The organism is Streptomyces griseoviridis, from assembly GCF_005222485.1.
GTDB lineage: Bacteria > Actinomycetota > Actinomycetes > Streptomycetales > Streptomycetaceae > Streptomyces > Streptomyces hintoniae.
The window spans coordinates 2,424,851-2,438,215 of the sequence record NZ_CP029078.1; the positions used below are offsets into that span (position 1 = coordinate 2,424,851).

The window sequence follows — 13,365 nt, forward strand, 5'->3', positions numbered from 1 at the left end:
CGTGGTGGGCGGGTGCCTGGGAGGTTCAACGATCGCGACCCGAATGGGGGTACTCCCGTCCGGGGAAAACCTGTCGGATCGGGGGCCCGGGGGGCGTGTGGGGGTGGTGTGGCCAGTGGGGTTCCGGGGGCGGTGGGTGCGCGGGCCCGGGGGCGGTCCCGGGAGGGGACGGCGGGGGCGGCCGGGGCGGTGGCGGGCGTGACGTCGGCGGCGGCCGGGGCGTCTCGGAGGCGATGTCGACGGCGGCCGGGGGCGGTCTCGGAAGCGACGTCGACGGCGACCGGAGGCGGTCACGGAAGCGACATCGACGGCGACCGGAGGCGGTCACGGAAGCGACATCGACGGCGACCGGAGGCGGTCACGGAAGCAACGTCCGCGTCGGCCACGTCGGTCGTGGGCGGGCCGGTGCTGCGGGGTGGGACGGCGTCAGGGGGCGTCGCCCGGGTCTCGTCGCCTGTGGAGGTGGGGTGTCGTGCGGGTCGGGATGTGCGGGGCCCCGGGCGGCGTCAACGTGCCGTCCGGGGCCGGGTGTTCGCGGGGTGTGGGCCGTGGTGAGGGCTGTCGGGGTGGTTACGCCTGTTCGGTATGGGTGTCGCGTACCCGCAACGCCCTTGTCAGGTCGTCGAGTTCGTCGATGAGTTTGCGGCGCAGGGCGGGGGTGGGGTCGGCCTTGCGCAGGCATTTCTCGCCCAGGCGCAGGGTTTCCTTGTCGACGGCGTGGGCGGGGAAGGCCCAGCGGCCGGCCGCGGCGGCGATGGCGGGGCCGCGGCGGGCGGCGACGGAGGGCGCGTCCTTGAAGTAGCGGGGGACGTACTCCCGTACCAGGTCGGCCTGTTCGGGTTGCCAGAAGCCGCGGGCGGTGGCGGTGAACAGGTAGTTGGAGAGGGCGTCGGTGGTGAACATGGCGTCCCAGGCGCGGCGTTTGGCCTCGGGGTCCGGGAGGGCCGCGCGGCAGCGGGCGGCGCCTTCCTGTCCGGTGGCGGAGGGGTCGCGGTCGAGTTCGGCGGCGATGGCGTTCTCGTCGGTGGCGCCGAGGACGGCGAGGCGTCCGAGGACGCGCCAGCGCAGTTCGGGGTCGAGTTCGGGGCCGCCGGGGACGGTGCCATCGGCGAGCCAGGCGGCGATGGTGTCGGGGTGGGCGGCGACGTCGATGAGGTGGCGTACGGCGATGAGGCGCAGGCCGGGGTTGTCGCCGTCCTCGGTGCGTCGGATGAGGTCGCGGCAGAGTCCGGTGAGGGTGGCGAGGGCCGCGGGGCGTTGGTCGGGGGTGAGGTAGCGGTCGGCGATGGGGCCGATGGCGAAGGCGAGGACGCCTTGGACGAGGGCGAGGTCGGTCTCGTGCGGGAGGTGGGTGCGGGCGGTGTCGAGGTAGCGGGTGGCGGGGAGTTCGCCGTCGCGTACGGCGTCGCGGAGGGCGTTCCAGACGACGGCGCGGGTGAGGGGGTCGGGGAGGCCGCGCAGGCGGGTGTGGACGGTTTCGGCGGAGCGGGCGTCGAAGCGGATCTTGGCGTAGGTGAGGTCGCCGTCGTTGAGGACGAGGAGGGCGGGTGTTTTGCCGAGGGTGTTGGGGGTGTGCTGGGGGATGTCGAGGTGGAGGCGTTCGCGCGGGACGAGCCGGTTGTCGTCGGTGAGGTCGTGGTCGTAGACGCCGACGGCGATGTGGTGGGGGCGGTTGCCGGTGCGGGTGACGGTGAGGGTGCGGGTGCCGTCGGGTGCGGTGGTGAGGGTGGGGGTGAGGGTGTCGACGCCGGTGGTGCGCAGCCAGGCGTCGGCCCAGGCGTGGACGTCGCGTTCGGTGGCGGAGGCGAGGGAGTCGAGGAAGTCGGCGAGGGCGGCGTTGCCGAAGCGGTGGCGGGCGAAGTGGGTGTTGATGCCGGCGAGGAAGTCCTTCTCGCCGAGCCAGGCGACGAGTTGGCGCAGGGCGGAGGCGCCCTTGGCGTAGGAGATGCCGTCGAAGTTGAGGAGTGCGGCGGCGGTGTCGTCGACGGCGTCGGGGGCGACGGGGTGGGTGGAGGGGCGTTGGTCGGCGTCGTAGCCCCAGGATTTGCGGGCGACGCCGAAGTCGGTCCAGGTGTCGGTGAAGCGGGTGGCTTCGGTGAGGGTCTGGTAGCCCATGTACTCGGCGAAGGACTCGTTGAGCCAGATGTCGTCCCACCAGCGGAGGGTGACGAGGTCGCCGAACCACATGTGGGCCATCTCGTGGGCGATGACCATGGCGCGGGTCTGGCGTTCGGTGTCGGTGACGGCGGAGCGGAAGACGAATTCGTCGCGGAAGGTGACGAGTCCGGGGTTCTCCATGGCGCCGGCGTTGAATTCGGGGACGAACGCCTGGTCGTAGGAGTCGAAGGGGTAGGGCTCGTCGAACTTCTCGTGGTAGCGGTCGTAGCACTGGCGGGTGATCTGGAGGAGTTCGTCGGCGTCGGTGTCGAGGTGGGGGGCGAGGGAGCGGCGGCAGTGCAGGCCGAAGGGGAGGCCGCGGTGTTCGGTGCGTACGGAGTGCCAGGGTCCGGCGGCGACGGCGACGAGGTAGGTGGAGATGGGTGGGGTGGGGGCGGCTCGCCAGTGGCCTTGGCCGAGGTGTTCGGTGACGCTGTTGGTGAGGACGGTCCAGCCGTCGGGTGCGGTGACGGTGAGGTCGAAGACGGCCTTGAGGTCGGGTTGGTCGAAGGCGGCGAAGACGCGTTGGACGTCGTCCATGAAGAGTTGGGTGTAGAGGTAGGTCTCGCCGTCGGTGGGGTCGGTGAAGCGGTGCATGCCTTCGCCGGTGCGGGAGTAGCTCATGACGGCGTCGACGCGCAGTTCGTGTTCGCCGGCGGTGAGGCCGGTGAGGGGGAGCCGGTTGTCGGTGAGGGTGTGGGGGTCGAGGGGTTGTCCGTCCAGGGTGGCGGAGCGCAGTTCGGCGGGCTTCAGCTCGACGAAGGTGTCCGCGTCCGCGCGGGCGGTGAACCGGATCACGGTGTGGGCGTCGAAGGTCTCGTCGCCGGTGGTGAGGTTCAGGTCGATGGTGTAGTTGCGGACGTCGAGGAGCTTGGCACGGGTCTGCGCTTCGTCGCGCGTCAGTACGGACATGCAGGACATGCTGCCTGATGGCGTGGGGCAGGCACAGAGGCGGCCCGGTTCGTTCCTTATGTCCGGTCGGGTGCGGGCTTCGGGGCGGGTGTCCTGTTCTCGCCGTCGCGCTGGACGGGGATGGCGGTGTCGGCGCGGGGGCGGGGTGGGCGTGGCGACTGGGGGGCGGGTGCGGTGGCCCGCGGTCCCTGGCTCTGCTCCTGTTGCTGGCTCTGGCTGTGGTCGTGGGTCCGTAGGGCGCGTACCTCGCGTTCGAGGGCGAGGGCGCGTTGGTGGGCGTCGTACAGGTAGCGGACCTTGGTCCGCAGTGACCAGGGGTCGACGGGTTTCATGACGAGGTCGGCGACGCCGAGGTCGAAGGCGGTGGAGGTGAGTTCCTGGTCGGTGCCGAAGCCGGTCAGCAGGATCACCGGGATGTGCTGGGTCTGTTCGAGGCGGCGCAGGTAGCGGACGACGTCGAGGCCGCTGACGCCGGGCATCCGGACGTCGAGGAGGAGCAGGCCGATCTGGCCGCGGAGCACGTGTTTGAGGGCCTCGTCGCCGCTGGTGGCGCGGAGGAGGCGGTAGCCGAGGGGGGCGAGGGCGCTCTCCAGGGCGTAGAGGGTGTCCTCGTGGTCGTCGACGATGAGGATGGCGGCGTCCGACGGCATGACGCGGTGTACCTCCCGGGTGGTCCACCGGGGTGGATCCACGTCCGCTGACGGGGCGTGCTCGTCGGGTGACGAGGAGTGCTCAGCGCAGCATGCCCGGCGCCGGGCCGTCTGTCACGCCCCTGTGGGTTCCTCCGAGGTCAATGCGCCGTCGGTGCGGGGCCGTTGGCGGGGTCGTCGGTGCCCGAGGCGATGGATTCGTGGTGTCTGATCACCTCGGCGATGATGAAGTTCAGGAATTTCTCGGCGAACGCGGGGTCGAGTTTGGCGCTCTCGGCGAGGGCGCGCAGCCGTTCGATCTGGCGGGATTCGCGGGCCGGGTCGGCGGGCGGTAGGTGGTGCTCGGCCTTGAGGTGGCCGACCTGCTGGGTGCACTTGAAGCGCTCCGCGAGCATGTGGACGACGGCCGCGTCGATGTTGTCGATGCTGTCGCGCAGCCGGCCGAGCTCCTCGCGGACGGCGGGATCGACGTCACCGGTGCCGGTGTTGCTGGTGGTCATGGGCGACCACCCTACGGGGCGTCGGGGTGGTGTGCCGGTCGGGTCAGGTGGTCCGGGGGCCGGGTGGGTGCGGTGTCGGCCGTTTCGCGGGGTCGGGTATCCGGTCGCTCCAGCCGCCGGGGACGGTTCTGCCCTGTTGGGCGCGGAAGCGGACGGGGGGTGTGCCGACGCGGCGGGTGAAGAGGCGGGAGAAGTAGGCGGGGTCGAGGTAGCCGACGCGGCGGGCGACGGCGGCGACGGGGAGTTCGGTGGTGGCGAGGAGTTCCTTGGCGTGGCCGAGGCGGATGCCGAGGAGGAAGTCCTTGGGGCTGCATCCGGCGCCGCGGCGGACGGCGGTGCGCAGTGCGGCGGGGGTCATGCCGTGCCGGGCTGCGTGGTCGGCGACGGACATCGGCTTGAACGCGTCGCGGGCGAGGGCGTGCAGGACGGGGTGGCCGTCGGGGGTGAGGTCGGCGCGGGCGCGGCGGAGGGCGACGAGGAGTTCGTGGACGGCGGCGGCGGTCTCGACTTCGAGGAGGGGGTTGCCGGGGCGGGCGGCGCGGGCCATGCGCGTGATGACGGCGCGGGGTGCGGTGGCGTCGGTGAGCGGTACGACGGGCCGGTCGGGTTCGATGTAGCCGAGTTCGGTGTAGGGGGCGGTGGCGGGTCCGGTGAAGTCGACGAAGCCTTCGTCCCAGCCGGTGGTGGGGTCGGGGGCGTAGTGGTGCGGTGTGCCGGGGGTGAGCCAGAGGAGGGCGGGTGCGGTGACGGGGGTGGGGCGGCCGTCGGGGTGGAGGTAGTGGCCGCCGCCGGTGCTGATGACGACGGCGGTGTGGTGGTCGAGGACGCGGGGGCCGACGGTGGGCAGGGTGCCGTGCTGGAGGCCGACGCCGAGGCAGACGAGGCCGAGCCGGTGGTGGGCGGGTCCTGGGGTGAAGAACCGCATCCAGGTGTGGTGCATCGGGTGTCCCTCGGTCGGGCCGTCCTTCGGTCCAAGTAGGCGTGATCTTTGTCCATGGACGGGGTCGCCGCCAGGGGGTGAGGGTGGGCGCATGAGTGAGTTCACGGTGGGGGACGCGGATTTCCTGCTGGACGGGCGCCCGGTGCGGGTGCTGTCCGGTGCGCTGCACTACTTCCGGGTGCATGAGGAGCAGTGGGGGCATCGGCTGGCGTTGTTGCGGGCGATGGGCCTCAACTGCGTGGAGACGTACGTGCCGTGGAATCTGCACGAGCCGCGTCCTGGTGAGGTGCGGGATGTGGCGGCGGTGGGGCGGTTTTTGGACGCGGCGCACGCGGCGGGGCTGTGGGCGATCGTGCGGCCGGGTCCCTACATCTGCGCCGAGTGGGAGAACGGGGGGCTGCCGCACTGGGTGACCGGGGAGTCGGGGCGGCGGGCGCGTACGCGTGACGCGGGTTTCCTCGCGCGGGTCGAGGGGTGGTTCGGGCGGCTGCTGCCCGAGGTGGTGTCCCGGCAGGTCGACCGGGGTGGTCCGGTGATCCTGGTGCAGGTGGAGAACGAGTACGGCAGTTACGGCTCGGACGCGCGGTATCTGGAGCGGCTCGCGCAGGTGCTGCGGGAGGCCGGGGTGACGGTGCCGCTGTGCACGTCGGACGGTCCTGAGGGGCAGATGCTGAGCGGTGGTTCGGTGCCCGGGGTCCTCGCGACGGTGAACTTCGGTTCGCACGCGCGTGAGGCGTTCGGGGCGTTGCGCCGGTTCCGGTCGTGGGGGCCGCTGATGTGCATGGAGTTCTGGTGCGGCTGGTTCGACCACTGGGGTGGTGAGCATGTGGTGCGGGAGGCGGGGGACGCGGCCCGGGTGCTGCGGGAGATCCTGGAGTGCGGTGCGTCGGTGAATCTGTACATGGCGCACGGGGGGACGAGTTTCGGTGGCTGGGCGGGCGCCAACCGGGGTGGTGGTGCGCGGCACGAGGGGCCGCTCGAACCGGATGTGACGTCGTACGACTACGACGCGCCGATCGACGAGTACGGGCGGCCGACGGAGAAGTTCTGGCGTTTCCGTGAGGTGCTCGCGGGGTTCGCGGAGGGTCCGCTGCCGCAGCCGCCGCCGGCTCCGGCGGTGCTGGGTGCGGCGGCGGGGGTGGTGCTGTCGGGGTGGGCGGCCCTGGACGGCGTCGTGGAGGCGTGGGGTGGTCCCGAGGTGGGTGGGCCGGTGCCGCCGACGTTCGAGGAGCTGGACGTGGACCGGGGTGTGGTGCGGTACGTGGTGGACGTGCCGGGGCCTCGGGGGGCGTATCCGCTGGTGGCGCGGGGGGTGCGGGATCTGGCGGTGGTGTATGTGGACGGGGTGCGGGCGGGGGTGCTCGGGGAGGGTGAGGACACGCTCGGGGTGCCGGTCGCCGGGCACGCGCGCGTGGAGCTGTGGGTGGAGTCGCTGGGGCGGGTCAACTACGGTCCGCGGGGCGGTGAGGCGAAGGGGATCACCGGGGGGCTGCTGCACGAGCGGCAGTTCCTGCACGGTGTCCGCGCGCGCGGGTTGCGTCTTGACGCGTTGGAGTCGGTGGCTGACGTCGACGCGGTGGCGGTGCGGGCGTTGCCCGGGGACGGGTCGAGGGGGCTTTACCGGGGTGCGGTGGAGGTGCGGGGCGCGGGGGACGCGCGGTTGGAACTGCCGGGGTGGGGGCGGGGGTTCGTGTGGGTGAACGGGTTCGCGTTGGGCCGGTACTGGTCGGTGGGGCCGCAGCGGTCGCTGTATGTGCCTGGTCCTGTGCTGCGGGAGGGCGGCAACGAGGTGTGGCTGCTGGAGTTGGACGGGGCGCCGGTGGAGGTGGGCGGGTCGCTGGTGCTGCGGCCGGTGTGAGGTGTCGGGGTCCGTGCGGGGCGGGCGGGCGCGCCGTAGAGTGGAGTCGGCTTCGGGGCGTCTGGGGGTAGGCGTGGCGAACGGCGGACCGGTGGAGCACGGGTTCCCGCATCTGGAGACGGTGCGGGCGGCTGTCACGGCGTTGTACCGGCGGGTGTCGTACGACTCGGTGCGGGCGTTCGCGGTGAGTGTGGCGCCTGCCGATGTCGCGTTCGGTGACGGCGAGGACCTGCATCTGGGGGCGCAGCGGGTGGCCGGGGAGCTGGTGCGGCACTACCGGTTGCCTGAGGCGCGGATGATCGTCGGTTTCCGGGAGATGACGCATGCGGCGGATGTCGAACTTGCGGCGGGGCCGGAGTACTTCGTCGAGTTGAACGACCGGTTCCGTACGCATCGGCGGGACATCGGTGCGGCGCTGGCGCATGAGGTGGCGCATGTGTATCTGCACCGTCTGGGTCTGTCGTTCCCCGGTACTCGGGACAACGAGATCCTCACCGACACGGTGGCGGCGTATCTGGGGGCGGGTTGGCTGCTGCTCGACGCCTTCCGTGAGGATGCGGTGTCGTCGCAGAAGCTGGGGTATCTGACGCCGGAGGAGTTCGGGTACGTCGTCGCGAAGCGGGCGTTGGTCTTCGGTGAGGACCCGTCGGTCTGGTTCACCAGTCCGCAGGCGTGGACGGCGTACGGCGAGGGGCTGGCGCGGGCGCGGGCGGACGAGCGGCGGCCGCCGCTGGCTGCGGCCGGGTGGGCGGCCCGGCGTCGTTACGCGCGGGAGCGTGGGCGGGCGCGGGAGCGCGGGCGGGCGCGGGAGCGCGGGGCGCGGGTGCCTGGTGCCGGGGACGGCTACGACTTCAGCCGTGCGGGTGCGGGCCCGCTGCGGGTGTCGTTTCCGTGTCCGACGTGCGGGCAGCGGATCAGGGTGCCGGTGCGGGGGCGGGTACGCGCGCGGTGCGGGCTGTGCGGGTCGGTGCTGGAGTGCGATACGTAGGGGCGGGGGGGTGCGGGAGCGCCGGGGGGGGTTGGGTCGGCAGCGCGCGCCTGGCCGTCGGCGGACGCCGGGGGTGGTTCAGGCCGTCAGCGCGCGCCTGGCCGTCGGCGGGCGCCGGGGGTGGTTCAGGCCGTCAGTGCAGGACCGGTCGTCGGCGGGCGCCGGGGTGATCCGAGGGTGATGCCGGGTGTCAGCGCGCTCCGTAGACCGCTTCCGGTGGTGGTGCCTGGGCGAGGAGCGCGCGGGCTGTGCGGCCTGCGTCGGTGGGGGTGCGGCGGGCGCCCTTGTCGTCGGTGGGGCCCGGTCGCCAGCCGTCCATGACGGTGATCCGGCCGGCCTCCGTCTCGAAGACGCGGCCGGTGACGCCGGTGCTGTCGGCGGAGCCGAGCCAGACCACGAGCGGTGAGACGTTCCCGGGTGCCATGGCGTCGAAACCGGTGTCGGGGGCGGCCATGGTGTGGGCGAAGACGTGTTCGGTCATGCGGGTGCGGGCGGCCGGGGCGACGGCGTTGACCTGGACGCCGTAGCGGGCGAGTTCGGCGGCGGCGACGAGGGTGAGGGCGATGATCCCGGCCTTGGCGGCGCTGTAGTTGCCCTGGCCGACGGAGCCGAGGAGGCCCGCGCCGCTGCTGGTGTTGATGACGCGGGCGTCGGGGGTGCGGCCTGCCGCGCTCTGTGCGCGCCAGTGCGCGGCGGCGTGCCGCAGGGTCAGGAAGTGTCCGGTGAGGTGGACGCGCAGGACGGCGTTCCAATCGTCCTCGTCGAGGTTGACGAGCATCCGGTCGCGCAGGAATCCGGCGTTGTTGACGAGGGTGTCGAGGCGCCCGTACGTGTCGAGGGCGGTGGTGATCAGGGAGGCGGCGCCTTCGGTGGTGGCGATGTCGGCGCCGTGGGCGACGGCTTCGCCGCCGGCCGCGCGGATCTCGGCGACGACCTGTTCCGCGGGGCTCGCGGGGTCGGGGGTGCCGTCGAGTCCGACGCCGAGGTCGTTGACGACGAGGTGGGCGCCCTCGGCGGCGAAGGCGAGGGCGTGTGCCCGGCCGAGGCCGCGTCCCGCGCCGGTGACGGCGACGACCCTGCCCTGGCAGATTCCGCTCATCTCAGCTCTCCCTGTGGGGTCTTGTTGGCGGTCGCGGCGTCCAGGAAGGCGGGTCGTTCGCCGCCGCCGTGGACGTGGAGGGCGGCGCCGGTGATGTAGGCGGCGGCGTCGGAGGCGAGGAAGACGGTGGCGGCGCCGACGTCGGCGGGGGTGGCGAGGCGGCCGAGGGGCACCGTGCGGGAGACCGCGGCCACGCCGTCCGGGCCGCCGTAGTGCAGGGGGGCGGATTCGGTGTGGACCATGCCGACGACGAGGGTGTTGACGCGGATGTCCGGGGCCCATTCGACGGCCATGGAGCGGGCGAGGTGTTCGAGGCCCGCTTTGGCGGCGCCGTACGCGGCGGTGCCCGGTGAGGGGCGGCTGCCGCTGACGCTGCCGATCATGATCACGTTTCCGTGGGTGCGTCGCAGGTGGGCGTGGGCGGCGAGGGTGACGGTGAGCGGGGCGAGGAGGTTCAGTTCGACGACGCGGGCGTGGCGTCGCGCGTCGGCGTCGGCGAGGCGTCGGTAGGGGGCGCCGCCGGCGTTGTTGACGAGGATGTCGAGGCGGGGCAGGGCGGTGAAGAAGTCCTGTGCTTGGTCCGGGTCGCGGACGTCGAGCGGGGCGAACTCGATTCCTTCCAGGGGTGGTTGTGGGGGTCTGCGGGCGCAGACGACGACGTGGGCGCCGGCCTCGGCGAGGGCGCGGGCGATGCCGGCGCCGACTCCCCGGGTGCCGCCGGTGACGACGGCGGTCCTGCCGTCCAGGGGTGGGTGACGAGAGTTATCCACAGGGCTCCCGCTCCGATCCGGTGGCTGCTAGCTTCGAACCCTCGACACCTAACAAATGTTTGGTGGAAAGGTCTTGGTCGGAAAGGTAGCTGATGCGCTGATGGCTGTCTCCACCTCGTCCCCGGAAAAGGGGATTTCCGTCGTCACGGTCGACTTCCCGCCGGTGAACGCGCTGCCGGTGTCCGGCTGGTTCGCGCTGGCCGACGCGGTGCGCGCGGCCGGCCGGGACCCGAGGACCCGCTGTGTGGTGCTGGCCGCCGAGGGGCGCGGATTCAACGCGGGGGTCGACATCAAGGAGATCAGGGCGGGCGGCGCGAGCACGCTGGTGGGCGCCAACCGGGGCTGTTTCGAGGCGTTCGCGGCGGTGTACGAGTGCGAGGTCCCGGTGGTGGCCGAGGTGCACGGCTTCTGCCTGGGCGGCGGTGTCGGCCTGGTGGGGAACGCGGACGCGATCGTGGCGAGCGACGACGCCGTCTTCGGCCTGCCCGAGCTGGACCGGGGCGCGCTGGGCGCGGCGACCCACCTGGCCCGGCTGGTGCCGCAGCATCTGATGCGCGCCCTGTACTACACCTCGCGCACGGTGACGGCGGGCGAGCTGCTCGCGCACGGCTCGGTGTGGCGGGTGACGGCGCGGGCGGAGCTGCGCGCGGGGGCGCTGGAGCTGGCCCGGGAGATCGCCGCGAAGGACGGCGAGCTGCTGCGTCTGGCGAAGGCCGCGATCAACGGCATCGATCCGGTGGACGTACGGCGCGCCTACCGCTTCGAGCAGGGCTTCACGTTCGAGGCGAGCGCGCTCGGGGTGGCCGACCGGGTCAGGGACACGTTCGGGACGGAGGGCGGTTAGGTGGGCGACAAGACGATGACGGCCGAGGAGGCCGTCTCCCGGCTGGAGAGCGGGATGACGCTCGGCATCGGCGGCTGGGGCTCGCGGCGCAAGCCGATGGCCCTGGTGCGGGCGCTGCTGCGGTCCGACGTCCGGGACCTCACGGTCGTCTCGTACGGCGGTCCCGAGGTGGGGATGCTGGCGGCGGCCGGGCGGCTGCGGAAGCTGGTGACGGCGTTCGTCACCCTGGACTCGATCCCGCTGGAGCCGCACTACCGGGCGGCCAGGGAGCGTGGCGCGTTCGAGCTGGCGGAGATCGATGAGGCGATGTTCATGTGGGGGCTGCGGGCCGCGGCGAACCGGCTGCCGTTCCTGCCGGTGCGCGCGGGGCTCGGTTCGGACGTGATGCGGATCAACCCCGGTCTGCGGACGGTCACCTCGCCGTACGAGGACGGCGAGACGTTCGTCGCGATGCCGGCCCTGCGGCTGGACGCGGCGCTGGTGCACGTCAACCGCGCGGACCGGCTGGGCAACGGACAGTATCTGGGCCCCGACCCGTACTTCGACGACCTGTTCTGCGCGGCGGCCGAGAGCGCGTATCTGTCGTGCGAGCGGGTGGTGGACACGGCGGAGCTGGCGAAGACGGGCGGGCCGCAGTCGCTGCTGGTCAAACGCCATCGGGTGACGGGGGTGGTGGAGGCGCCGGGCGGCGCGCACTTCACGTCGTGCGCGCCCGACCACGACCGGGACGAGGCGTTCCAGAAGCTGTACGCGACGACGCCCTGGCCGGAGTTCTCGGCCCGGTTCCTGGCCGGGGACGAAGCGGCGTACCGGGCGGCGGTCGCGGCCTGGCGGGAGGAGGGGGCATGAGCGGGACGGCCTTGAACGGCACGGACCTCGGCGGGGCGACCCGCGCGGAGTACTGCGTGGTGGCCTGCGCGGACGCCTGGCGTGGGGCCGGGGAGATCCTGGCGAGCCCGATGGGTGTCATCCCGTCGGTCGGGGCGCGGCTCGCCAAGTGGACGTTCGCGCCGGACCTGCTGCTGACCGACGGGGAGGCCACGCTGATCGGTCTCGACGGCACGGTGGAGGGGTGGCTGCCCTACCGGCAGCATCTGGAGCTGGTCGCGAGCGGGCGGCGGCACGTGATGATGGGGGCGAGCCAGATCGACCGGTTCGGCAACCAGAACATCTCCTGCGTCGGGGACTGGGAGCGGCCCAGGCGCCAGCTGCTGGGGGTGCGCGGCGCGCCGGTCAACACGCTCAACAACCCGACGAGTTACTGGATACCGAGGCATTCGCGGCGGGTCTTCGTCGAACGGGTCGACGTGGTGTGCGGGGTCGGCTACGACCGTGCGGCCGGTGCCCGCCACCACCGTCTGCCGCGGGTCGTCTCCGACCTGGGTGTCTTCGACTTCGAGACGCCCGACCGGTCGATGCGGCTGGCGTCGGTGCACCCCGGTGTCACGGTGGAGCAGGTCAGGGAGGCCACCGGTTTCGAGCTGACGGTGGCTGCGGAGGTGCCGCCGACCAGGGAGCCGACGCCCGCGGAGCTGCGGCTGATCCGCGAGGTCGTCGATCCGGGCGGCGCCAGGGCCCGGGAGGTCGGTGCGTGATGGAGACCGCGCTCACCCGGCTGGTCGGGGTCAGGCATCCGATCGTGCAGACGGGGATGGGCTGGGTGGCGGGCCCCCGCCTGGTGTCGGCGAGCGCGAACGCGGGCGCGCTGGGCATCCTCGCGTCGGCGACGATGACCCTCGACCAGCTCAGGGCGGCGGTCAGGGAGGTCAGGTCCCGCACCGACGCGCCGTTCGGGGTGAATCTGCGGGCGGACGCGGTGGACGCGAGCGACCGGGTGCGGATCATGATCGAGGAGGGGGTGCGGGTCGCGTCGTTCGCGCTCGCCCCCTCCCCCGCCCTGATCGCGGAGCTGAAGGAGGCGGGGCTCGTGGTGATCCCGTCGGTCGGGGCCCGGCGGCACGCGGAGAAGGTCGCCGCGTGGGGGGCGGACGCGGTCATCGTGCAGGGCGGTGAGGGCGGCGGCCACACCGGCGAGGTGGCGACGACCGTGCTGCTGCCGCAGGTCGTGGACGCGGTCCGGATCCCGGTGGTGGCGGCGGGGGGCTTCTTCGACGGGCGCGGGCTGGTCGCGGCGCTCGCGTACGGGGCGGCCGGTGTCGCGATGGGCACCCGGTTCCTGCTGACCTCCGACTCGACGGTGCCGGACGCGGTCAAGGCCCGCTATCTGGCCGCGACGGTCAGGGACATCACGGTCACGACGGCCGTCGACGGCCTGCCGCACCGGATGCTGCGCAGCGATCTGGTGGCCGCTCTGGAGCGGGCGGGGCGGACCAGGGCGCTGCTGCGCGCGCTGCGCGAGGCGTCCGCGTTCCGCCGGCTGTCCGGGGTGACCTGGCGTCATCTGCTCCGTGACGGACGCGCCCTGAGACACGGCAAGGACCTGTCGTGGAGTCAGCTGCTGCTCGCCGCGAACACGCCGATGCTGCTGAGGGCGGCGATGGTGGAGGGCCGCACCGACCTCGGGGTGATGGCCGCGGGGCAGGTAGCGGGCGTCATCGACGACCTGCCGTCCTGCGCGGAGCTGGTGGCGGGGGTGATGGCACAGGCGGAAGGGATCGTGGCGGGGTGGCGGTGACGGAGGCGACGC

The 13,365-nt window shown here is 72.9% G+C and carries 12 protein-coding genes; 6 read left to right on the forward strand and 6 right to left on the reverse strand.

Annotation, left to right across the window (positions count from 1 at the left end; translation table 11 throughout):
• Positions 1-570 precede the first annotated feature (570 nt).
• The 4 genes from pepN to DDJ31_RS09845 form a co-directional block, all read right to left on the reverse strand.
• The gene (pepN, locus tag DDJ31_RS09830) at positions 571-3,078 is read right to left on the reverse strand and encodes an aminopeptidase N (RefSeq protein WP_127180658.1); all 2,508 of its coding nucleotides are present in this window, start codon (positions 3,076-3,078) and stop codon (positions 571-573) included.
• A gap of 47 nt (positions 3,079-3,125) precedes the next feature.
• Positions 3,126-3,719, reverse strand: coding sequence for a response regulator (locus tag DDJ31_RS09835; protein WP_171480799.1), 594 nt, complete (start codon positions 3,717-3,719; stop codon positions 3,126-3,128).
• Positions 3,720-3,859: 140 nt separating this feature from the next.
• Positions 3,860-4,219 carry a chorismate mutase gene (locus DDJ31_RS09840; RefSeq protein WP_127180657.1) on the reverse strand — a complete coding sequence of 120 codons (360 nt, stop codon included), beginning with the start codon at positions 4,217-4,219 and terminating at the stop codon, positions 3,860-3,862.
• Between the two features lie 43 nt (positions 4,220-4,262).
• Positions 4,263-5,159 (reverse strand): helix-turn-helix domain-containing protein, encoded by an 897-nt coding sequence (locus DDJ31_RS09845; protein ID WP_127180656.1) that lies wholly within the window; start codon positions 5,157-5,159, stop codon positions 4,263-4,265.
• A 91-nt stretch (positions 5,160-5,250) separates the two neighbouring features.
• Between DDJ31_RS09845 and DDJ31_RS09850 the strand changes: the two genes are divergently transcribed.
• Both DDJ31_RS09850 and DDJ31_RS09855 read left to right on the forward strand, forming a co-directional pair.
• The gene (locus tag DDJ31_RS09850) at positions 5,251-7,017 is read left to right on the forward strand and encodes a glycoside hydrolase family 35 protein (RefSeq protein ID WP_127180655.1); all 1,767 of its coding nucleotides are present in this window, start codon (positions 5,251-5,253) and stop codon (positions 7,015-7,017) included.
• Positions 7,018-7,090: 73 nt separating this feature from the next.
• The gene (locus tag DDJ31_RS09855; RefSeq protein WP_127180654.1) at positions 7,091-8,005 is read left to right on the forward strand and encodes a hypothetical protein; all 915 of its coding nucleotides are present in this window, start codon (positions 7,091-7,093) and stop codon (positions 8,003-8,005) included.
• A 190-nt stretch (positions 8,006-8,195) separates the two neighbouring features.
• On the opposite strand, the gene DDJ31_RS09860 is transcribed toward DDJ31_RS09855, so the two are convergent.
• Positions 8,196-9,104, reverse strand: a complete 909-nt coding sequence (locus DDJ31_RS09860) for an SDR family oxidoreductase (protein ID WP_127180653.1) — start codon at positions 9,102-9,104, stop codon at positions 8,196-8,198.
• Positions 9,101-9,874 (reverse strand): SDR family oxidoreductase, encoded by a 774-nt coding sequence (locus DDJ31_RS09865; RefSeq protein WP_240678245.1) that lies wholly within the window; start codon positions 9,872-9,874, stop codon positions 9,101-9,103. Before DDJ31_RS09865 ends, DDJ31_RS09860 begins: the two co-directional genes overlap by 4 nt.
• A 100-nt stretch (positions 9,875-9,974) precedes the next feature.
• Between DDJ31_RS09865 and DDJ31_RS09870 the strand changes: the two genes are divergently transcribed.
• Genes DDJ31_RS09870 through DDJ31_RS09885 form a run of 4 tightly spaced genes read left to right on the forward strand, consistent with a single transcriptional unit; the run spans position 9,975 to position 13,353 of the window.
• Positions 9,975-10,718 (forward strand): enoyl-CoA hydratase family protein, encoded by a 744-nt coding sequence (locus DDJ31_RS09870; protein ID WP_127180652.1) that lies wholly within the window; start codon positions 9,975-9,977, stop codon positions 10,716-10,718.
• Positions 10,719-11,567, forward strand: a complete 849-nt coding sequence (locus tag DDJ31_RS09875) for a CoA transferase subunit A (RefSeq protein WP_127180651.1) — start codon at positions 10,719-10,721, stop codon at positions 11,565-11,567. It abuts the gene before it with no gap.
• Positions 11,564-12,313: a CoA-transferase subunit beta gene (locus DDJ31_RS09880; protein ID WP_127180650.1), complete on the forward strand. Its 750-nt coding sequence runs from the start codon at positions 11,564-11,566 to the stop codon at positions 12,311-12,313. The genes DDJ31_RS09875 and DDJ31_RS09880 overlap by 4 nt, the downstream gene beginning before the upstream one ends.
• Positions 12,313-13,353, forward strand: coding sequence for an NAD(P)H-dependent flavin oxidoreductase (locus tag DDJ31_RS09885; RefSeq protein WP_127182875.1), 1,041 nt, complete (start codon positions 12,313-12,315; stop codon positions 13,351-13,353). Before DDJ31_RS09880 ends, DDJ31_RS09885 begins: the two co-directional genes overlap by 1 nt.
• Positions 13,354-13,365: the final 12 nt, after the last annotated feature.

What these genes read in the sequence shown, in the direction of transcription:
- pepN (WP_127180658.1), bottom strand. Translation starts at nt 3,078, where the DNA reads ATGTCCTGCATGTCCGTACTGACGCGCGACGAAGCGCAGACCCGTGCC.
- DDJ31_RS09835 (WP_171480799.1), bottom strand. Translation starts at nt 3,719, where the DNA reads ATGCCGTCGGACGCCGCCATCCTCATCGTCGACGACCACGAGGACACC.
- DDJ31_RS09840 (WP_127180657.1), bottom strand. Translation starts at nt 4,219, where the DNA reads ATGACCACCAGCAACACCGGCACCGGTGACGTCGATCCCGCCGTCCGC.
- DDJ31_RS09845 (WP_127180656.1), bottom strand. Translation starts at nt 5,159, where the DNA reads ATGCACCACACCTGGATGCGGTTCTTCACCCCAGGACCCGCCCACCAC.
- DDJ31_RS09850 (WP_127180655.1), top strand. Translation starts at nt 5,251, where the DNA reads ATGAGTGAGTTCACGGTGGGGGACGCGGATTTCCTGCTGGACGGGCGC.
- DDJ31_RS09860 (WP_127180653.1), bottom strand. Translation starts at nt 9,104, where the DNA reads ATGAGCGGAATCTGCCAGGGCAGGGTCGTCGCCGTCACCGGCGCGGGA.
- DDJ31_RS09870 (WP_127180652.1), top strand. Translation starts at nt 9,975, where the DNA reads ATGGCTGTCTCCACCTCGTCCCCGGAAAAGGGGATTTCCGTCGTCACG.
- DDJ31_RS09880 (WP_127180650.1), top strand. Translation starts at nt 11,564, where the DNA reads ATGAGCGGGACGGCCTTGAACGGCACGGACCTCGGCGGGGCGACCCGC.
- DDJ31_RS09885 (WP_127182875.1), top strand. Translation starts at nt 12,313, where the DNA reads ATGGAGACCGCGCTCACCCGGCTGGTCGGGGTCAGGCATCCGATCGTG.